Consider the following 20,401-nt stretch of genomic DNA (forward strand, 5'->3'; position numbering starts at 1 on the left):
TTGGTCTGGTTGTAGTGAATGGGGGAAAGGGTACGCAGCCGTTCCGCGGCCTGTTCCGGGGTCAGAACACATTGACTGGGTCTCATCGCGTCTCCCCCTTGGCCTGGTTGTAGTGAATGGGAGAAAGCGCCCGCAGCCGTTCCGCCGCCTGTTCCGGCGTCAGATCGCGCTGGGTTTCGGCCAGCATCTCGAAGCCCACCATAAACTTGCGCACTGTGGCGGAGCGCAGCAGGGGCGGGTAGAAGTGGGCGTGCAACTGCCAGGCCTCGGGGCAATCCGAGTTCGGCGGTGCGAAGTGCCAGCCCATGGAGTAGGGGAAGCTGCACTCGAACAGGTTGTCGTAGCGGCTGGTGAGCTCCTTGAGCGCCACCGCGAGATCCTGTTGCTGGGCCGGGGTGAGATCCAGCAGGGAGGGCACATGGGCCTTGGGCAGCAGCAGGGTCTCGAACGGCCAGGCCGCCCAGAAGGGGACCACCGCCAGCCAGTGCTCTGTCTCCACCACGATACGGCTGCGATCCGCCAGCTCCCGCTGCACATAGTCCAGCAGCAGCGGGCTGCCGTGCTCGGCCAGCCAGGCATTCTGGTGCTCTTCTTCACGGGCGATTTCGTTGGGCAGGAAGTCGCTGCCCCACAGCTGGCCGTGGGGGTGCGGATTGGAGCAGCCCATGACGGTGCCCTTGTTTTCAAAGACTTGCACCCATTCCCAGTGCTGTGACAGCTCGGCGACCTGGCTCATCCAGGTGTGGATCACCGCCTCGATGGCGGGCAATGGCAGCTCTGGCAGGGTCTTGCCGTGATCCGGCGAGAAGCAGATGACCCGGCTGGTGCCGCGGGCGGCTTCCAGCTTGAGCAAAGGATCCTGCTCGTCGCCGGCGGCCGGGGTGTCCTGCATCAGGGCGGCGAAGTCGTTGGTGAAGACGAAGGTGTCCCGATAGTCGGGGTTCTGATCGCCGGTGACGCGGCGGTTGCCTGCACAGAGGAAGCAGTCCGGATCATGGGCCTGGCTCGGCGCCTGGCTTATCTTCTCGACCTGTCCCTGCCAGGGGCGCTTGGCCCTGTGGGGGGAGACCAGCACATATTGGCCGGTCAGCGGGTTGAAACGGCGGTGGGGGTGATCAACTGGGTTGAACATCATCACTCCTCAAAACTGAATGAAAGGGTTGCGGATGAGGAGACCATGCCCCTCATTCCTAGCCCTTCTCCCATGAGAGGAGAAGGGCGCAAAAAGGACATCAGGCCTCGTAACCGTTCGGGTTGGCGGACTGCCACCGCCAGCTGTCGGCGCACATGGTTGCGAGATCCCGGCTGGCACGCCAGTCCAGCTCGCGCTCGGCCTTGGCGGGGTCGGCCCAGCACTCGGCGATGTCGCCAGGGCGCCTCGGTTCGATGCGATAGGGCAGGGGGCGACCGCATGCCGCCTCGAAGGCTGCGACCATCTGCAATACGCTCTGGCCCTGGCCGGTGCCCAGGTTGTAGGTGTGCACGCCGCCTCGGCCCGCACAGTGGTGCAGCGCCTTGACGTGGCCCTCGGCGAGATCCATCACATGGATGTAGTCGCGTACCCCTGTGCCATCCGGTGTTTTGTAATCGTTTCCAAAGATGGAGAGGTGTTCGCGGCGGCCGATGGCGACCTGGGTCAGGAAGGGCATCAGGTTGTTCGGTATGCCTTGCGGATCCTCCCCCAGGGTGCCGGATTCGTGGGCGCCAACCGGGTTGAAGTAGCGCAGCAGTGTCATGCTCCAGTGGGGCTCGGCCGCCTGCAGATCCTCGAGGATCTGCTCGATGATCAGCTTGGATCGGCCATAGGGATTGGTGGCGCTGCGGGGGAAGTCTTCCCGGATCGGGGTGCTGGCGGGATCGCCGTAGACGGTGGCCGACGAGCTGAACACCAGGTTGTGCACACCCGCGCGCTGCATGGCCTCCAGCAGTACCAGGGTGCCGCTCAGGTTGTTCTGATAGTAGGCGAGGGGGATGCGGGTGGACTCGCCGACCGCCTTGAGGGCGGCGAAGTGGATCACGGCCGCAATCTGCTGCTCGGCGAAGATGCGATCCAGCAGCGCCTCGTCACGGATGTCACCCTGATAGAACAGGGGTTCACGGCCGCTGATGGCGGCAATGCGCGTGAGCACGCCGCGCTTGCTGTTGCACAGGTTGTCCACCACCACGGGTTCCATGCCTGCGGCCTGCAGGGCCAGGCAGGTATGGCTGCCGATGTAGCCGCAACCGCCGGTGACCAGTACCTTCATCCTCTTCTCCACGCTCGTTCTCCATCCCAGAAAGCCTGCAGAGGAGTCTAGCCGAGGCGCAGCGTCACAAACTGTGAGCTGGGTAACATATCCGTGTAAACGATTACACATCATGAGAGGGATAAAAATGGAGCTCTGCCCGTTTTTCCCCTGTTATCAGTGACCTTGCTCGGTATAATGGCGATGTAATACACAGTGAAATAAGTGAAAACAGCATGAGTACCATCAAGGATGTCGCCCGTTTGGCCAATGTGTCAGTGGCAACGGTTTCACGGGTGATGAACAACTCACCCAAGGCCAGCGCAGCCTCCCGCGAGGTTGTGCAAAAAGCCATGGCCGAGCTGGGCTATACCCCCAATGCCAACGCCCGGGCCCTGGTCAGCCAGACCTGTGACACCATGGGAGTGGTGGTCGGTGACGTGGCCGACCCCTTCTTCGGCGCCCTGGTCAAGGGGGTGGCTGCGGTGGCGGTGGAACAGGGGTTACACCTCTTGATGGGTAACGGTTTTCACAGGGCGCAGCAGGAGCGGGAGGCCATAGAGCTGCTGATCGGCAAGCGCTGCGAGGCCCTGGTTGTGCACAGCAAGGCGCTGAGTGATGAGGAGTTGATCGATTATGCCCTGCGCTCACCCGGCATGGTGTTGATCAATCGGGACATTCCGACCCTGAAGGGACGTTGCATCGCCCTCAACAACCGGCAGGGGGCCGCCACCGCGACCCGCCATCTGCTGGAGCTGGGCCACCGCCACATCGCCTTCGTCAGCTCGGATCACGCCATCGAGGATGCGATCTTGCGCCATCAGGGCTATCAGGATGCCCTGTTCGAGGCGGGTGTCAGCGTGGATCCCGAGCTGGTGGAGAGCGGCATGCCCAATGAGGAAGGGGGGGAGCGTGCCATGCTCAACCTGCTGGCCAAGGGGCTGCCCATCACGGCCGTGGTGGCGTACAACGATGCCATGGCGGCCGGCGCCATCTCCGTGCTGGCGGACAACGGCCTCAAGGTGCCGGAAGACGTCTCCGTGGTCGGCTTCGATGACATCATCTATGCCAGATACCTGAGGCCCAAGCTCTCTACCATGCGCTATCCCATCGAGCTGATGGCGGCCCAGGCGGCCAAGCTGGCGCTGCAACTGGCGGCCGGGGAGAGCGAGGCGACACAGAGCCGGGTCTATACCCCGACCCTTATCAATCGTCACTCGGTGGCACCGGTCAGACTCTGATCCTGCTGAATGTTGGCGCCGACACGGGCATAGCGCCGTGCCTGCGCGCCAGGCCTGATCAGTCGCTACTCAGCGGGACTGGTTAGGCCCAGACCTGGCCTCCATGACGCCAGCGCTGGCATAGAGTTGTATCCCTACGCAAAACGAATCGGATGTTACTTGGTGGCTCTGTCGGTCTCTGATCCTGTTTCCCTTATGCCAGCGCAGATGGGTGCCACATCTCTAGCTCTCTACGCACAGGGAATCGGCCGCCACTCGGTAGCGCCGGTCCGTTGCTGATCCCGCCTCGATAATGCTGGCACCGACACTCGCCACATTCATATCCCGCCCTGCTCGGCTGCCGCTTGGCGCTACAGAGACACAGTCCTGCCCCGATGAGGCTGAACTAGAGATGGCGTTGGGGATGACGCCGCCCGCGCTCCGGTGCCAAGCTGAACGGCGTCACTCGGTCACTTCGGTCAGGGGCAATCACGTTGTTCTGCTTCGGTTACCCTCCTTTTGAACCCCTTTCCCCCATGATGAGCTGCCTGACGATAAGGGGCTGACTTTTACTCATCTTTAATTATTTTTACCCCGTTTTACTTAACATTTGGCGTGTAATCGTTTACACCTGTGTGAGCGGGATCGCCGTTTCCCGCAGCAAACTCTCCTACACTGCATACGTTTTCATATTCATGACTCAATGCAGGGAGAGAGAGGATGCTCAGGGAGATCTTGGCCCGTCAGGATTGGCAGACCCAGGCGATTACATCCGTCAACCGGTTGGCCGCCCATACCCCCCTTTCCAGCTGGCGCAGTGAGGCCGATGCGCAGGCCGGGCTCCCCTCGTCATCCCGCCTGCTGCTGGATGGCGACTGGCAATTCTCCTATTTCGAGGCACCGGAGCAGGTGCCGTCTGCCTGGCTTGAGCAGGATCTGGCGGGGGCCTGCACCATCCGGGTGCCGGGCAACTGGCAGCTGGATGCCGTCTATCCCGGCACCAGACCGGGCACGGATGTGCCCATCTACACCAACATCAAGTATCCCTTCCCCTGCGATCCCCCCAGGGTGCCGGCGCAGAACCCCACGGGTTGCTATTCCCGCGAGTTTGAACTGCCCGCCGACTGGCAGGCCGACGGCCAGACCCGCATCATCTTCGACGGGGTGGACAGCGCCTTCTATCTGTTCTGCAACGGCCGCTGGGTCGGTTACTCCCAGGACAGCCGGCTGCCCGCCGAATTCGATCTGACTCCCTACCTGCAGGCTGGCTCCAACCGGCTGGCGGCCCTGGTGCTGCGCTGGTCCGATGGCTCTTATCTCGAAGATCAGGACATGTGGCGCCTCGCGGGCATCTTCCGCTCCGTCAGCCTGCTGCATAAACCGGCGCGTCATCTGATGGACGTGCGACTGACTCCCGTGCTGGATGCCTGCTACCGGGATGCGCGCCTCAAGCTGGAGGTGCAGGTCAAGGGAGGCGAAGGGCTGGAGGTGCAGGCGCACCTCTACTTTGGCGATGCCAGGGTCGTCAGCAAGCGCCAACTGATAGGCACGGCGCCCATCGACGAGAAGGGGGCCTTCGAGGACAGGAGCGAGCTCTGGCTGGAGGTGCCGGCGCCCCACAAGTGGAACGCCGAGACCCCGCACCTCTACCGGCTGACCCTGACCTTGCTGGACGAGCAGGGTGCTCCCATCGAGAGCGAGGCCTATGACGTGGGCTTTCGGGCGGTGGAGATCCGTGGCGGCCTGCTGCGGGTCAACGGCCAGCCCCTGCTGATCCGCGGCGCCAATCGCCACGAGCACGATCCGGCCCTGGGCCACGTGGTGACCCCCGCCGCCATGGAGCAGGATCTGCTGCTGATGAAGCGCAATAACTTCAACGCGGTGCGCTGCTCCCACTACCCCAATCATCCCGATTTCTATGCGCTGTGCGATCGGCTCGGCCTCTATGTAGTGGACGAGGCGAACCTGGAGACCCATGGCATGACCCCCATGGGGCGGCTGGCGCGGGATCCCGCCTGGAGTGGCGCCTTCCTCGAGCGGGTCACCCGCATGGTGGCGCGAGACTTCAACCATCCCAGCATCATCATCTGGTCCCTCGGCAACGAGTCCGGTTATGGCCCTGCCCACGATGCCATGTATCAGTGGGTCAAGGGGAGCGATCCGAGCCGGCCGGTACAGTATGAGGGGGGCGGCGCCGACACCCCGGCCACCGACATCATCTGCCCCATGTACGCCCGCACCCATCAGGATCAGCCCTTCCCGGCGGTGCCCAAGTGGGCGCTGGCCAAGTGGATCGGCCTGCCGGGTGAGACCCGGCCGCTGATCCTGTGCGAATACGCCCACGCCATGGGCAACAGCCTGGGGGGCTATGCCGAGTATTGGCAGGCGTTTCGCACGCATCCGCGCCTGCAGGGCGGCTTCGTCTGGGATTGGGTGGATCAGGGGCTGGACAAGGCAACCGACGATGGCCGCCACTTCTGGGCCTATGGCGGCGACTTCGGCGACAGCCCCAACGATCGCCAGTTCTGCTGCAACGGCCTGCTGTTCCCGGACAGAAGCGCCCATCCCGCCCTGGCCGAGGCCCGGCGGGCCCAGCAGCCCTTCGTGCTGAGCCTCGAGAGCCAGACCCCCCTGGCGGTGACCATCGCGAGCGATCATCTGTTCCGCCACACCGACAACGCGCGGCTGCGCTGGCAGCTGAAAGAAGATGGCCGGGTGCTGAGCGAAGGTGAATGCCCACTCAGCTTGGCACCCCTGGGCAGCGCGACCCTGACCCTGTTGGAGCAGCTGCCGGGCCTAGCGGCGGGGTCCCTGGTCTGGCTGGACCTGGCCATAGTGCAACCCGATGCCACGACCTGGTCCGAGGCGGGGCACGAGGTGGCCCGTCAGCAGTTTATTCTGCCGTCACCCCTGGTGTTACCAGTGGCATCTGACTGCGCCACCTTGAGTGAGCAGTCGGATCATTGGTTTATTGCCGGTTCAGGCAGTGAGTGGGAGCTGGACAAGATCAGTGGTCGCATCCGTAGCTGGCGCAAACAGGGCCGGGAACAACTGAGAGACGCCATCTCGGATCACTTCTACCGGGCACCGCTCGACAACGATATCGGTACCAGCGAGGCGGATCACGCGGATCCCAACGCCTGGATTGCCCGCTGGCAGGCCGCCGGGCTGAGCGACCTGCACCACCGCTGTCTGGGACTGACCGTCAGCCCTGAGCAGGGTACGGCCCTGGTGCAACACGGTTACTTCGTCGGTGAGGAGCTCAAGCTGCTGACCCGTTGGCACCATAGGTTCAATGCCGATGGCGCCATGTCCCTGGAGATCCAGGTGGAAGTGGCCCCGGGCATGCCCTCCTTGCCGCGCATCGGCGCCAAGCTCTGGCTGGTGGACGAGGTGATGGCCGAGGCGGATGAGGTGAGCTGGCTGGGACGCGGCCCCCATGAGAACTACCCGGACCGCTTGCTCGCCGCCGACCTCGGCCGCTGGCAGCTGACGCTCGACGCCCTGCACACCCCTTATGTGTTCCCGACCGACAACGGTCTGCGCTGCGATACCCGCCAGCTGCGGCTGGGGGCGCTCGTCGTCGATGGTCAGTTCCACTTCAGCGTCAGTCGCTACAGCCAGCAGCAGCTCGCCCTGGCGCGCCATCAGACCGATCTGGTGGCCGAGGGTGGCCTGCACCTGTGCCTCGACGGCTTCCATATGGGGGTGGGGGGAGATGACTCCTGGAGCCAGAGCGTGCGACCGGAATATTGGTTGCAGCCAGGGAGCTACTATTGGAACTGTGTTCTACGCTGAATCTGACCCCGTCACTGGCGCAAAGTAGTCTCAATAAAGTCCAATTTGGTTATAAGCATTTAATTTATAACAAGTTTGTAGTTGTGTAACAGAGTGTAAACGTTTTCATTTTGTTGTCAGGATCACAGATCATGAGACAACAAACTGATTACATTAGGCTGGCGCCAGTTCACATGGTGTACAGCATTCCCTACAAAAACAGATACAGAGATCGGAGCATAACAATGAAAAAACTCACGACAGTCGCCACCCTGCTGATGGGACTGATGGCGGGAGCCCAAGCCCAAGCCGACACCCGCATCGGGGTCACCGTCTACAAATATGACGACAACTTCATGGCGGTAGTGCGCAAGGCCATCGAGAAGGAAGCGGCGGCGAACCCGGGTGTCGAGCTGCTGATGAACGACTCCCAGAATGACCAGTCCAAGCAGAACGACCAGGTCGACGTGTTGCTGGCCAAGGGTGTGAAGGCGCTGGCCATCAACCTGGTTGACCCGGCGGCGGCCCCTGTCGTGATCGAGAAGGCCCGTGCCGACGAGATCCCCGTGGTGTTCTACAACAAGGAACCGAGCGCGGCGGATCTGGCCAGCTATGACAAGGCCTACTACGTGGGTACCGACTCCAAGGAGTCAGGCATCATCCAGGGCCAGCTGATCGCCAAGCACTGGAAAGCGCACCCTGAGTGGGATCTGAACAAGGATGGCGTCATCCAGTTCGTGCTGCTCAAGGGCGAGCCGGGCCACCCGGATGCCGAGGCCCGTACCACCTATGTGGTCAAGACTCTGAACGACGGCGGCCTCAAGACCCAGCAGCTGCACATGGATACCGGTATGTGGGATACCGCCATGGCCAAGGACAAGATGGACGCCTGGATCTCCGGTCCGAACGCCAACAAGATCGAAGTGGTCATCGCCAACAACGACGGCATGGCGATGGGCGCTGTTGAATCCCTGAAGGCCCAAGGCAAGACCGCCATCCCGGTATTCGGCGTCGATGCGCTGCCGGAAGCCCTGGCCATGGTCAAGAGCGGTGCCATGGCAGGTACAGTGCTGAACGATGCGGCCAACCAGGCCAAGGCGACCTTCGAGCTGACCAAGAACCTGGCGGAAGGCAAGCCGGCCGGTGAAGGCACCAACTGGAAGATCGACAACAAGGTCGTGCGCGTCGCCTACGTGGGCGTAGATAAAGACAACCTGTCCCAGTTCGAATAATCCCTCCCCCTGGGCAAGGGTGACCCCCTTGCCCTCTGTTTCAACCCGATGTGATGGCTGATATGACAACACGGCAACAATCAGAATGGCTGTTGGAGATGATTGACGTCAGTAAGAGCTTTCCTGGCGTCAAGGCACTCGATAATGTCAATTTACGGGTCCGTCCTCATTCTGTGCATGCGTTGATGGGCGAGAATGGCGCAGGGAAGTCCACGCTGCTCAAATGCTTGTTCGGCATCTATGAAAAGGATCAGGGCAAGATCTTCTTCAAGGGGGAGGAGATCAACTTCACCTCTTCCAAGGAAGCCCTGGAAAATGGCGTCTCCATGGTGCACCAGGAGTTGAACCTGGTACTGCAACGCACCGTGATGGACAACATGTGGCTCGGCCGCTATCCCACCAAGGGCTGGTTCGTCGACCACGGCAAGATGTATGAAGACACCAAACACATCTTCGACGAGCTGGACATCGACATAGACCCGCGGGTCAAGGTCGCTACCCTCTCCGTCTCCCAGATGCAGATGATCGAGATCGCCAAGGCGTTCTCCTATGACGCCAAGATCGTCATCATGGATGAGCCCACCTCGTCCCTGACCGAGAAGGAGGTCAATCACCTCTTCAAGATCATCAACAAGCTGAAAGAGAAGGGCTGCGGCATCGTCTACATCTCCCACAAGATGGAAGAGATCTTCCAGCTGTGCGACGAGATCACCATATTGCGGGATGGGCAGTGGGTGGCGACCCAGCCGCTCAAGGGCATGACCATGGATCAGATCATCGGCATGATGGTCGGTCGTGAGCTGACCCAGCGCTTCCCGGAGAAAACCAACCAGCCCAAAGAGGTGATCCTCGAGGTCGAGCACCTGACGGCCAAGAACCAGCCCTCCATCCAGGACGTCACCTTCGACCTGCACAAGGGGGAGATCCTCGGCATCGCCGGGCTGGTAGGGGCCAAGCGTACCGACATCGTCGAGACCCTGTTCGGCATCCGCGATCGCAGCGGCGGCACCATCAAGCTGCACGGCAAGGCGGTGGCGAACCACAACGCCCACGAGGCGATCCAGAACGGTTTCGCCCTGGTGACCGAGGAGCGTCGCTCCACCGGCATCTACTCCCGTCTCGACATCGCCTTCAACTCCCTGATCGCCAACATGGACAGCTACAAGAGCTCCATGGGGCTGCTCAGCGACAACAAGATGAAGAGCGATACCCAGTGGGTCATCGACTCCATGCGGGTCAAGACCCCGACCCAACAGACACAGATCGGCTCCCTGTCCGGCGGCAACCAGCAGAAGGTCATCATAGGCCGCTGGCTGCTGACCCAGCCCGAGATCCTGATGCTGGACGAACCGACCCGCGGCATCGACGTGGGGGCCAAGTTTGAGATCTATCAGCTCATTCTGGAGCTGGCGAAGAAAGACAAGGGGATCGTCATCATCTCGTCCGAGATGCCGGAACTGCTGGGGATCACGGATCGCATCATGGTCATGAGCAATGGCCGGGTCGCGGGGATCGTCAACACCAAAGAAACTGACCAGAGCGAGATCCTGCGCCTGGCATCTCTGTACCTATAAGACAGGAAGACATTTATGGAGTCGGCTAAAAATTTCAATCTGATGCGGGCGCTCAAAGAGAACGGCATCTATGTGGTGTTGCTGGTGTTGCTCATGGTCATAGTGATCAAGGAACCCTCCTTCCTGAGCCTCACCAACTTCAGCAACATCCTGACCCAGTCCTCGGTGCGGGTCATCATCGCCCTCGGGGTGGCGGGCATCATCATCACCCAGGGCACCGACCTGTCGGCCGGTCGCCAGGTCGGTCTGGCGGCGCTGATCGCGGCCACCATGCTGCAGGCCCTGACCAACGTCAACAAGGTGTTCCCGACCCTGGGTGAGGTGCCGATTCCAGTGGTGATCCTGCTGGTCTGCGCCGTGGGTGCCCTGATAGGTCTGGTCAACGGTCTGATCGTGGCCTACCTGAACGTGACCCCCTTCATCACCACCCTGGGCACCATGATCATCGTCTACGGCATCAACTCGCTGTACTTCGACTCCGTGGGCGCCTCCCCGGTGGCCGGTTTCGATCCCCGTTTCTCCAGCTTCGCGCAGGGGTTTATCCGGATAGGGGGCTTTAAACTATCGTATCTGACCTTCTATGCGGCCATTGCTAGCGTGTTCGTCTGGGTGCTGTGGAACAAGACCCGCTTTGGCAAGAACATCTTCGCCATCGGTGGCAACCCGGAAGCCGCCAAGGTGTCCGGCGTCAACGTGGCCGTCAACCTGGTGATCATCTATGCCCTCGCCGGTGTCTTCTACGCCTTCGGCGGCATGTTGGAAGCGGGTCGGGTCGGCAGCGCCACCAACAACCTGGGCTTCATGTATGAGCTCGATGCCATTGCGGCCTGCGTGGTGGGCGGTGTCTCCTTCGCCGGTGGTGTGGGGACAGTCGCCGGGGTCATCACGGGTGTGCTCATCTTCACCCTGATCAACTACGGCCTGACCTACATCGGCGTCAGCCCCTACTGGCAGTTCATCATCAAGGGCGGCATCATCATTCTGGCGGTCGCACTGGACTCCATGAAGTACGCCAAGAAGAAATAAGCGTTGCCAGAGAGGGCTGGAGCAATTCCGGCCCTCTTTCTTTGGAGGGACCCATTCCATGCCATTTAAAGTCAAGATCAATGTCCTCCTGCTGCTCGCCATCCTGGTTACCATCGGCACCGCCTGGCTCAGCGTCAATCACTTCATCAGCGGCTACATCCGCACTCAGGCCACCCAGAACATCAACGAGCAGATCACCCTGGTCAAGGAGAAGCTGGCGGGGGACATCAACCAGAAGGTGCTGCTGGCCGCCAACCTCAACCTGGGGGTCACCAGCGTCAAGAAGGCGCTGCAGGAGACCGGCTTTCACAACATCGTCAAGGTGATCGGCGACATGGCGTTCGACGTGAACGGGGTCATCGACGATGCCGCCAGGGTCGAGGCCCTGCGCAAGCTGATTCCCGCCGCCAACAACCAGATCACCGTCGGCTCGCTGGAGCAACAGGACGGCAAGCCCGTCATCTCCATTCTGGTGCCGCGCGGTGCCGATTCCGCCTATCTCTACTACCTCGACATGAGCGAATTCAAGCAGTTGCTTGAGCGGGTGAGCGGAGAGGGGCGCTACTTCTCCCTGAGCGACAGCAAGGGCAAGGTGCTCTACAGCAGCAAGCCGCAGGGGGAGAGCGAGGCGAGGCCCAATCAGCTGGATATCCGAGGTAGCCAGTGGACCCTGACCGGTTACGTGGATCTCGACTATATCCGGGCCATGACCCAGGCACTCAACGGCAAGATCACCCTGGCCCTGCTCGGAGTGGCGGCCCTGGTGCTGCTGATCTCCATGGTGGCCCTCAATCTGGCCTACCGCCCCATCCTCTCCCTGCGGGATCTGGTGCAGGAGCTGTCACAGGGCAGCGGCGATCTGACCCGCCGCCTGACCGTCACCAGCAAGGACGATCTCGGCCAGATCTCGAGTGGCATCAACCGCTTCATCGAGCGGCTACAGGAGATGATGGGGGAGGTGAGCAAGGCCAGCGGCCAGCTCAACGAGGGCATCACCGGGCTGGCCAGACAGACGGGCTCGGCCCAGGGTCTGTTGGCCGAGCATGTGCGGGAGACGGAGCAGGTGGTTACCGCCATCAACGAGATGAGCCGCACCGCCGTCTCTGTGTCGGAGAGCGCGGCCAGCACGGCCGAGCTGGCCGGTCAGAGCCAGCAGCTCGCCAGCCAGTCGCGGCAGGTGGTCGATCAGGCCATGGCCAGCGTGACCGCGCTGGTGGCCGAGGTGGAAACTACAGCCAACTCCATCGCAGCCATGCAGCAGGATGTGCAGCAGATAGGCTCCATCCTCGGGGTCATCGGCAGCATCGCCGAGCAGACCAATCTGCTGGCCCTCAACGCGGCGATCGAGGCAGCCAGGGCCGGCGAGCAGGGCCGTGGTTTTGCCGTGGTGGCCGACGAGGTGCGATCCCTCGCCGGGCGTACCCAGCAGAGCACGGCCGAGATCCAGACCATGCTGACCCGGCTGCAACGGGGCACCCAGACGGTGGTCGCGGCCATGGGCAACACGCGCCAGAGTTGCCAGGATGCGGCGCAGAATACCAACAAGGTGAATGCGTCGCTGGATCTGATGGCGGGGGAGGTGGTGGAGATCAACGATCTCATCAGCCACATCGCCACGGCAGCGGAAGAGCAGAGTGCAGTGGCCGAGGAGATCAACCGCAACATGAGCGCGATTGCCGAGGTGATCACTCAGCTCAAGGGCAACGGCGAGCGGACGGTGGAGAGTTCGACCTCCATGCAGCACACCTATGACAGGCTGAGGGAGATAGTGGGGCACTTTCGTTTGCAATGAGCGTCTGCAATGACCGTTTGCAGTGAGACGTCATCGGTGAAGGGAAACATCGGCTGGCCGGAGCGACTCCGGCCAGAACGCTGGAGAAGCCAATGCAAAAGCCAAAAAGCAGGCAAAAAGATGGGGGCGACTTGCGTCGCCCCCGATAGTCTTATCGCTCATGTCCTTGAACGAAGTTGCTCCCTGCAATCCCTGACTATACCTCTTCCTTTAGGTTTCCCCTTCCCAATCCTTTGGGGTGTCCTTTAGCCATCATGGCCTGACGAGTCATCCATTCCCGTCGCACTTTCTCCGTCCTGGGAGGTGTCCTTTACCACATCCTGTGGTGAGTCCATTTGCCCAACCCTGGCAGCCAGTCTTCCTGACCGACTTCATTGCGTCCGTGCAGGAGTAACTATAAGGATTTCGCGCAGGACGACAACGGCACCTTGAAAAACGTTTTTACGCAACTCGTTTCCAAGGAAACGGTAATGGGTATTTATCGTTATAAATCATTGCATTGTATTTTTAATCTGCGGTTTTTTTGATCCTATCTTCCGACTATGGCGAGAGCTTTAAAGGCGCTTTGCTTACGCAGACTATGGCGAATGTCTCACACACCGTTTAACTGGGGTTCAGGAATGTAACAAAGGCAGGTGTCGTACGCGGATCCTGGGATCGACAAATGGGTCGAATCCCCCGTCAGGACGTTGCCACAGGGGTTGGGCCAGGGTGTCACGAACGACATAGAGACCACCCCCAACAGGGAGGCTCAGATCGATAGGCGGTGCCATCAGCAGAGGGCATGGATAAATTCTGGCGCTTTGCGGCATGAAGCGGGCCGGGTTGGGAGATATGCGGTCGTCTAACGGTGACAAGCGGAGGGAAGGATAAGCCAAGAGGAGGCGGCCTCCCCTTGAGCTTTGGTTTCAGTAGTGCTGGCTGCCGCCATGCCACCGACACACATATTCGGGCACCAGCATCTGGGGCGCCTGGCCAACATGACACACCACCAGAGGCATGGCAGGGGCTCCCTGGGCGCTGACCAGGGTGGGGGTGGCGGGTAGGACCAGGGCGATGAGCAGAAACAGCGATTTGATCTTCATGGGTATCTCCTTGGTGACAGGACTCGGTGTGATACTGATCACTTTTTGAGTTAAGCCGAGTCATGGGGCTACGCAAGGAAGTGAAATAAATTCAACTAATGAAAAAAGTTTAAAAAGAGGATGTGATCGCCCGCTTGAAAAAATCCCTGCCAGGATGCGTTCAGAATGCATATCCATATAAATGAGATGCGCCGAGTACCGTCAATCAAGGGCCTGCCAACGCGGGTTGGCGTCAATGCCATGATCTGGGACAAAAGATGGATTATTCAGCCAGTCCGGCGATTATGACTATTTATGTGGCCATCAACCAAGACTCTATCGGAGATAAATTCACTCCCTTGCATATAAAATTCAATTCATTTGAAATTTGTTTTTATCTATATGATTTAATTGAAAATGATGTTTTTGTATTATCCCTTTGTAGATATTTTTCGTGAATGAAATCGCTCTCAAATTGAAATAAATTCGCCATTTTTTGATTATTGATGCGGCGCTAATGAATGGCGAAATGTCATTTATGTAAACTCCATCAAAAATTAACTCCTGAATTTATTCAGTTCTGAGTGAATGTGATCAATGTCTAAGTTTGCTTTGATTGGTAGACCTAACCTCTGTCACGAAAGGCAAGGGCAGGATAGAACACAAGCCGAGTACCCTACATAAAGAATATCCCGCCTTCGCCACGAGCATGAATAGAAGGAATCTATTCAATCACTCGCAGGGACCACTGCAAGACGGAATATAATCATGAGCAAATTTTATGTAGGTTCTGAAGTTGGCCAATTGCGCCGTGTCATGTTGCACCGCCCCAACCTCAGTCTGAAGCGTCTGACCCCTTCCAACTGTCAGGATCTGCTGTTTGATGACGTCCTGTCCGTTGAACGTGCCGGCCAGGAGCATGACAAATTCGCTCAAGTGCTGCGCGATCAGAATGTCGAAGTCTTCCTGCTGACCAATCTGCTGGCCGAAACCCTGGACGTACCGGAAGCCAAAGCCTGGCTGCTGCAAAACCAGGTCTCCGATTATCGCCTCGGCACCGCACTGGCCAATGACGTGCGCTGCTTCCTGGCTGACATGCCGCACCGCGAGCTGGCTCGCATCCTCTCCGGCGGCCTGACCTACTCCGAGATGCCCTACAGCGGCGTCAACATGGTAGTGGGCATGCATGCACTGACCGATTTCATCATCGAGCCGCTGCCCAACCACCTCTTTACCCGTGACACCTCCTGCTGGGTCTATGGTGGCGTCTCCATCAACCCCATGGCCAAGGCCGCCCGTCGCCGTGAAACCAACCATGTGAAGGCCATCTACCGCTGGCACCCGCAGTTTGCCGGTCAGGACTTCATCAAGTACTTCGGTGACGAAGAGCGTGACTACGACAACTCCACCATCGAAGGGGGTGACGTCCTGGTCATCGGCCGCGGCGCCGTGCTCATCGGCATGTCCGAGCGCACCACGCCACAAGGTGTCGAGCACCTGGCGCGCGGTCTGTTCAAACACGGCCAGGCCAAGCAGGTCATCGCCATGCAACTGCCGAAACACCGCAGCTGCATGCACCTGGATACCGTCATGACCCACATGGACATAGACACCTTCTCCGTCTATCCGGAAGTCATCCGCAAGGATGTGAACTGCTGGAGCCTGACCCCGGGCGGTGCCACCGGCATGAACATCAAGGAAGAAGGCTACTTCGTGACCGCCATCGAGAAGGCGCTGGGTGTGGATCAGCTGAAACTCATCACCACTGGCGGCGACACCTTCGAGGCCGAGCGTGAGCAGTGGAACGACGCCAACAACGTGCTGACCGTGCGTCCAGGGGTGGTCGTGGGCTACGAGCGCAACACCTACACCAACGAGAAATACGACAAGGCTGGCATCACAGTGCTGCCCATCCCGGGTGAAGAGCTGGGACGTGGTCGCGGCGGCGCCCGCTGCATGAGCTGCCCGATGGAACGTGACGGCATCTAACAAGACGGCGTGGCGCCGGCGGAGGCTGGCGCCACACAGACTCACACTCGAGATCAATGCTATGAAAAAACCAACTGTCGTCGTCGCCCTGGGGGGCAATGCCCTGCTCCGTCGCGGCGAGCCGCTTGAAGCTGACATCCAGCGCAAGAACATCGCCACCGCCGCCAAGACCATCGCCCGCATCGCCGAGGATTACAACGTGGTACTGGTGCACGGCAACGGCCCGCAAGTCGGCCTGCTGGCCCTGCAGAACAGCGCCTACACCAAGGTCGCACCCTATCCCCTGGATGTGCTGGGCGCCGAGTCCCAGGGCATGATCGGCTACATGCTGATCCAGGAGCTGAAGAACCTGATGCCGAGCCGCAACGTCACCGCGTTGCTGACCCAGGTCCAGGTCGATCCCAAGGATCCCGCCTTCGCCAATCCGACCAAGTTCATCGGTCCCGTCTACGAAGAAGCGGAAGCCCGCGCCCTGGCTGCCGAGAAGCAGTGGAGCGTCAAGGCTGACGGCAAGTTCTTCCGCCGAGTGGTGCCGTCCCCGCTGCCCCAGCGCATCGTCGAAGGCGACGCCATCGAAACCCTGATCGCCCAGGGTCACCTCATCATCTGTACCGGTGGTGGTGGCATTCCGGTGACCTGGGATGGCCAGTGCCTGACCGGCATCGAAGCCGTCATCGACAAGGACATGTCTGCCGCCTACCTGGCCAAGCAGATCAAGGCCGACGCCCTGCTGATCCTGACCGACGCCGATGCCGTCTACCTGGATTGGGGCAAACCGACCCAGCGTCCTCTGCGCATCACCAGCCCGGACGAGCTGGCTGGCGTTCAGTTCGATGCCGGCTCCATGGGGCCCAAGGTCGAAGCGTCCTGCGAATTCGTCAAGGCGACCGGCGGCATGGTCGGCATCGGTTCCCTGGAAGATGGTCTGGCCATCCTCAGAGGCGAAGCCGGCACCAATATCGTTGCCACCAATACCGTGAATGCCTAGTTAGCTAGCGGTCTGAACAACTTTGAACTGTGTACTGCGTAGTCAATAACACTGCCCAAATTGGTCTGAACAAATATAGAGAGAACTCATCATGGCTTTTAATCTGCGTAACCGTAACTTCCTGAAACTGCTGGACTTCACCCCGCGCGAAATCCAATACATGATCGATCTGGCCATCGACCTGAAGAAGGCCAAATACGGTGGCTATGAGCGCAAGCACCTGACCGGCAAGAACATCGCCCTGATCTTCGAGAAGACCTCCACCCGCACCCGTTGCGCGTTTGAAGTCGCGGCCTTCGACCAGGGCGCCCAGGTCTCCTACCTCGGCCCAAGCGGTTCCCAGATTGGTCACAAGGAGTCCATGAAGGACACCGCCCGTGTACTGGGCCGCATGTATGACGGTATCGAATACCGTGGCTACGGCCAGGAGATCGTCGAAGAGCTGGGTGCCTACGCCGGTGTGCCGGTCTGGAACGGCCTGACCAACGAATTCCACCCGACCCAGATCCTGGCCGACTTCATGACCATGCTGGAGCACGGCAAGGGCAAGCGTCTGGATCAGATCAAGTTCGCCTACCTGGGGGATGCTCGCAACAACATGGGCAACTCCCTGATGGTCGGTGCCGCCAAGATGGGCATGGACATCCGTCTGGTTGCACCCAAGGCCTTCTGGCCGGAAGAAGAGCTGGTTGCCCAGTGCCGCCAGATCGCCGAAGAGACCGGCGCTCGCATCCACCTGACCGAAGACGTGAAAGAAGGCGTGCTGGGTGCCGACTTCCTCTACACCGACGTCTGGGTCTCCATGGGGGAAGCGAAAGAAGCCTGGGATCAGCGCGTCAAACTGATGACCCCCTATCAGGTCAACATGGACGTCATCAACGCCACCAAGAACCCGGATGTGAAATTCATGCACTGCCTGCCGGCGTTCCACAACGATGAGACCACCATGGGCAAGGAAGTGGCTGACAAGTACGGCATGAAGGGTCTGGAAGTGACCGAGGACGTGTTCGAATCCGAGCACAGCATAGTATTCGACGAGGCCGAGAACCGGATGCACACCATCAAGGCAGTGATGGTTGCTACGCTGGGCGACTAAGGTCGCAGTAGTGGTGCCGGGGGGTGACCCCCGGCTTTTCGACCATGTGACAGCGGCATAATACCTCTAACCCTACAACCCGCAGATACATGGATACCGCACCACAGAAGGAAGCTGGACCATGACCAAATTCAAGTTCCCGTCAGCCTACACGATTTTGTTTGTGCTGATCGCCCTGGTGGCCGCCCTGAGCTGGATAGTGCCGGCCGGCAAATACGACATGGTAATGAACGAGGCCCTCGGCAAAGAAGTGCCGGTGGCTGGTACTTACAAGCTGGTGGATGGCAATCCCCAGGGGATAGTCGACGTGCTGCTGGCACCCATCGATGGCCTCTACAACCACGACACCTATGAGGCTGGCGCCATCGACGTCTCCCTCTTCATCCTGATCATCGGCGGCTTCCTTGGCATAGTGACCAAGACAGGCGCCATCGATGCCGGTATCGAGCGCGTCACCGATCGTCTGCGTGGCCGCGAGGAGTGGATGATCCCGATCCTGATGGCGCTGTTCGCCGCGGGCGGCACCATCTACGGCATGGCGGAAGAGTCCCTGCCGTTCTACACCCTGCTGGTACCCGTGATGATGGCCGCCCGCTTCGACCCTGTCGTGGCTGCCGCAACCGTCTTGCTCGGCGCCGGTATCGGTACCCTGGGCTCCACCATCAACCCGTTTGCGACCGTGATTGCCGCCAACGCCGCCGGCATCTCCTTCACCGACGGTATCTGGCTGCGTGTCGCCATGCTGGTGGCCGGCTGGTTGCTGTGTGTGGCCTACGTGATGCGTTACGCCAAGATGGTGCGCAACGATCCAAGCAAGTCCCTGGTGGCCGACAAGTGGGATGAGAACCGTGCCCACTTCCTCGGCAACAAGAGTGACGAGATGCTGGAGTTCACCCTGACCCGTAAAATCGTGCTGGGTATCTTCGTCGCCGCCTTCGCCGTGATGATCTACGGTGTGGCCGTGCTCGGCTGGTGGATGGCACAGATCTCCGGTGTCTTCCTGGCCGCCGCCATCATAGTGGGCCTCATCTCCCGCATGAGCGAGGAGGAGCTGACCTCCAACTTCATCGACGGTGCCCGTGACCTGCTCGGCGTGGCCCTCATCATAGGTATCGCCCGCGGTATCGTGGTGGTGATGGACAACGGCATGATCACCCACACCATCTTGCACAGTGCGGAAGGGATCGTCACCGGCCTCTCCACAGTGGTGTTCATCAACGTGATGTTCGTGCTGGAAGTGGTGCTCTCCTTCCTGGTGCCGTCCTCCTCCGGTCTGGCGGTGCTGACCATGCCGATCATGGCGCCGCTGGCCGACTTCGCCAACGTGGGTCGCGAGCTGGTAGTCACCGCTTACCAGTCCGCCTCCGGCCTGGTGAACCTGGTGACCCCGACCTCCGCCGTGGTCATGGGTGGCCTGGCCATTGCCAAGGTGCCTTATGTGCGCTGGCTGAAGTGGGTAGCCCCGCTGCTCGGTATCCTGACCGTGCTGATCGTGGTCTGCCTGAGCCTGGGGGCTCTGCTCTCCTAAGCAAGCACCCCATATCGACACCAAACGGGAGCCGCTGGCTCCCGTTTTTTATTGCACTTGGGGGCGAAGGTCATGCCCAGCCAGGGGACGGGCACTCGTGCCACGGGGCCCGCTACAGCGGTAGAAAGACGGCAAGAGAAAGACGGCAAGAGAAAGACGTGAATACAGCGGATATAAAAAAGGCGACCCCGGGGTCGCCTCTTGTATTCGCATTCGGGGGGAAAGACTTAACGCGCCTGGGCCAGGGTGCGCACCACGGCGGCGTGGGCCAGGCGGGTGCGGCTGATGTGGCGGGGGGCAACCAGCACCACATCGTTGCCGGCCACGGCGCCCAGGATCTCGGGATCGGCGTTGCGATCCAGCAGGCGGGCCACCACGGTAGCGGCGCCCGGTGTGGTGTGCACCAGCACCATCTGCTGGTTGTGCACCACGGCGCGCACCATGTCGTGCACCGAGCGGGTGCTGCCGGCGGGTTCCAGCTGATCGTCTACCAGCGTGTAGACCTTCTTGCCGTTGGCATTCTGGGCCTTGGCCACGCCGAGGCGGCGCAGCAGGCGGGAGATGGTGGACTGGCTGATGTCGGCAAACCCCCGCTCCGCCAGCTCGCGACGGATCTCTTCCTGGGTGCTGTAACAGTGCTGGCCGATGATCTGGCGGCAGGCATCCAGCTGGGCCAGGTCGGACTCTTGTTCAGCGTGACGATGGAGGGTCTTGACCACGGGAGTGTCCTTTGATGATGCCAGGGGCTGCGACGCCATCTCTGCCATCCATGCCGTTTATAGCAAAAAATACTGATGGATATGAAATTGGCAGCGAATGAGCGATGTCTAGCCGTTATGGGATGGCAAATTATAACCAAAGGGGGAATTAGTGATGTGACAGGGGTCAAA

At 60.4% G+C, this 20,401-nt stretch carries 14 protein-coding genes; 10 read left to right on the top strand and 4 right to left on the bottom strand.

The genetic code is table 11. From position 1 onward, the window contains the following. Positions 1-82: 82 nt before the first annotated feature. Complete coding sequence (locus tag CUC44_RS10895; RefSeq protein ID WP_100859980.1) at positions 83-1,132, bottom strand: UDP-glucose--hexose-1-phosphate uridylyltransferase; 1,050 nt, start codon at positions 1,130-1,132, stop codon at positions 83-85. A gap of 100 nt (positions 1,133-1,232) precedes the next feature. Next, a complete protein-coding gene (gene galE / locus CUC44_RS10900; protein ID WP_100859981.1) occupies positions 1,233-2,246 on the bottom strand; it encodes a UDP-glucose 4-epimerase GalE in 1,014 nt (337 codons plus the stop codon). A 215-nt stretch (positions 2,247-2,461) separates the two neighbouring features. On the opposite strand from galE, the gene CUC44_RS10905 reads away from it, so the two are divergent. The 6 genes from CUC44_RS10905 (at position 2,462) to CUC44_RS10930 (ending at position 12,846) form a co-directional block, all read left to right on the top strand. Then, positions 2,462-3,466, top strand: a complete 1,005-nt coding sequence (locus CUC44_RS10905) for a substrate-binding domain-containing protein (RefSeq protein WP_100859982.1) — start codon at positions 2,462-2,464, stop codon at positions 3,464-3,466. Positions 3,467-4,165: 699 nt separating this feature from the next. Beyond that, positions 4,166-7,243 carry a beta-galactosidase gene (locus CUC44_RS10910; RefSeq protein WP_100859983.1) on the top strand — a complete coding sequence of 1,026 codons (3,078 nt, stop codon included), beginning with the start codon at positions 4,166-4,168 and terminating at the stop codon, positions 7,241-7,243. 224 nt (positions 7,244-7,467) lie between these two features. Further along, positions 7,468-8,454: a galactose/glucose ABC transporter substrate-binding protein MglB gene (gene mglB / locus CUC44_RS10915; RefSeq protein ID WP_100859984.1), complete on the top strand. Its 987-nt coding sequence runs from the start codon at positions 7,468-7,470 to the stop codon at positions 8,452-8,454. Positions 8,455-8,507: 53 nt separating this feature from the next. Then, entirely contained in the window at positions 8,508-10,028 is a 1,521-nt protein-coding gene (gene mglA, locus CUC44_RS10920) for a galactose/methyl galactoside ABC transporter ATP-binding protein MglA (protein ID WP_100859985.1), read from the top strand. Between the two features lie 15 nt (positions 10,029-10,043). After that, positions 10,044-11,054 (top strand): galactose/methyl galactoside ABC transporter permease MglC, encoded by a 1,011-nt coding sequence (mglC, locus tag CUC44_RS10925; protein ID WP_100859986.1) that lies wholly within the window; start codon positions 10,044-10,046, stop codon positions 11,052-11,054. 58 nt (positions 11,055-11,112) lie between these two features. After that, positions 11,113-12,846, top strand: a complete 1,734-nt coding sequence (locus tag CUC44_RS10930; protein ID WP_100859987.1) for a methyl-accepting chemotaxis protein — start codon at positions 11,113-11,115, stop codon at positions 12,844-12,846. Positions 12,847-13,754: 908 nt separating this feature from the next. Here the strand turns inward: CUC44_RS10930 and CUC44_RS21100 are convergent. After that, positions 13,755-13,931 carry a hypothetical protein gene (locus CUC44_RS21100; protein WP_167388871.1) on the bottom strand — a complete coding sequence of 59 codons (177 nt, stop codon included), beginning with the start codon at positions 13,929-13,931 and terminating at the stop codon, positions 13,755-13,757. 747 nt (positions 13,932-14,678) lie between these two features. Here CUC44_RS21100 and arcA point away from each other — a divergent pair. The 4 genes from arcA to CUC44_RS10955 all read left to right on the top strand — a co-directional run bounded on the left by arcA (position 14,679) and on the right by CUC44_RS10955 (position 19,511). Beyond that, positions 14,679-15,899 (top strand): arginine deiminase, encoded by a 1,221-nt coding sequence (gene arcA / locus CUC44_RS10940; protein WP_100859989.1) that lies wholly within the window; start codon positions 14,679-14,681, stop codon positions 15,897-15,899. 61 nt (positions 15,900-15,960) lie between these two features. Further along, a complete protein-coding gene (locus tag CUC44_RS10945) occupies positions 15,961-16,887 on the top strand; it encodes a carbamate kinase (RefSeq protein ID WP_100859990.1) in 927 nt (308 codons plus the stop codon). Between the two features lie 91 nt (positions 16,888-16,978). Beyond that, the gene (argF, locus tag CUC44_RS10950; protein ID WP_100859991.1) at positions 16,979-17,983 is read left to right on the top strand and encodes an ornithine carbamoyltransferase; all 1,005 of its coding nucleotides are present in this window, start codon (positions 16,979-16,981) and stop codon (positions 17,981-17,983) included. Positions 17,984-18,104: 121 nt separating this feature from the next. Continuing rightward, positions 18,105-19,511, top strand: a complete 1,407-nt coding sequence (locus CUC44_RS10955; protein WP_100859992.1) for a YfcC family protein — start codon at positions 18,105-18,107, stop codon at positions 19,509-19,511. A gap of 227 nt (positions 19,512-19,738) precedes the next feature. On the opposite strand, the gene CUC44_RS10960 is transcribed toward CUC44_RS10955, so the two are convergent. Beyond that, the gene (locus tag CUC44_RS10960; RefSeq protein ID WP_167388872.1) at positions 19,739-20,230 is read right to left on the bottom strand and encodes an arginine repressor; all 492 of its coding nucleotides are present in this window, start codon (positions 20,228-20,230) and stop codon (positions 19,739-19,741) included. Positions 20,231-20,401: the final 171 nt, after the last annotated feature.

This window comes from Aeromonas lusitana, from assembly GCF_002812985.1.
In the GTDB taxonomy this organism is placed as follows: Bacteria; Pseudomonadota; Gammaproteobacteria; order Enterobacterales; family Aeromonadaceae; genus Aeromonas; species Aeromonas lusitana.

Coding starts and splice junctions, on each gene's coding strand:
- mglA (WP_100859985.1), top strand. CDS start 8,508: ATGGCTGATATGACAACACGGCAACAATCAGAATGGCTGTTGGAGATG.
- CUC44_RS10895 (WP_100859980.1), bottom strand. CDS start 1,132: ATGTTCAACCCAGTTGATCACCCCCACCGCCGTTTCAACCCGCTGACC.
- mglC (WP_100859986.1), top strand. CDS start 10,044: ATGGAGTCGGCTAAAAATTTCAATCTGATGCGGGCGCTCAAAGAGAAC.
- CUC44_RS10955 (WP_100859992.1), top strand. CDS start 18,105: ATGACCAAATTCAAGTTCCCGTCAGCCTACACGATTTTGTTTGTGCTG.
- mglB (WP_100859984.1), top strand. CDS start 7,468: ATGAAAAAACTCACGACAGTCGCCACCCTGCTGATGGGACTGATGGCG.
- CUC44_RS10945 (WP_100859990.1), top strand. CDS start 15,961: ATGAAAAAACCAACTGTCGTCGTCGCCCTGGGGGGCAATGCCCTGCTC.
- CUC44_RS10905 (WP_100859982.1), top strand. CDS start 2,462: ATGAGTACCATCAAGGATGTCGCCCGTTTGGCCAATGTGTCAGTGGCA.
- CUC44_RS10930 (WP_100859987.1), top strand. CDS start 11,113: ATGCCATTTAAAGTCAAGATCAATGTCCTCCTGCTGCTCGCCATCCTG.
- CUC44_RS21100 (WP_167388871.1), bottom strand. CDS start 13,931: ATGAAGATCAAATCGCTGTTTCTGCTCATCGCCCTGGTCCTACCCGCC.
- CUC44_RS10910 (WP_100859983.1), top strand. CDS start 4,166: ATGCTCAGGGAGATCTTGGCCCGTCAGGATTGGCAGACCCAGGCGATT.
- arcA (WP_100859989.1), top strand. CDS start 14,679: ATGAGCAAATTTTATGTAGGTTCTGAAGTTGGCCAATTGCGCCGTGTC.
- galE (WP_100859981.1), bottom strand. CDS start 2,246: ATGAAGGTACTGGTCACCGGCGGTTGCGGCTACATCGGCAGCCATACC.
- argF (WP_100859991.1), top strand. CDS start 16,979: ATGGCTTTTAATCTGCGTAACCGTAACTTCCTGAAACTGCTGGACTTC.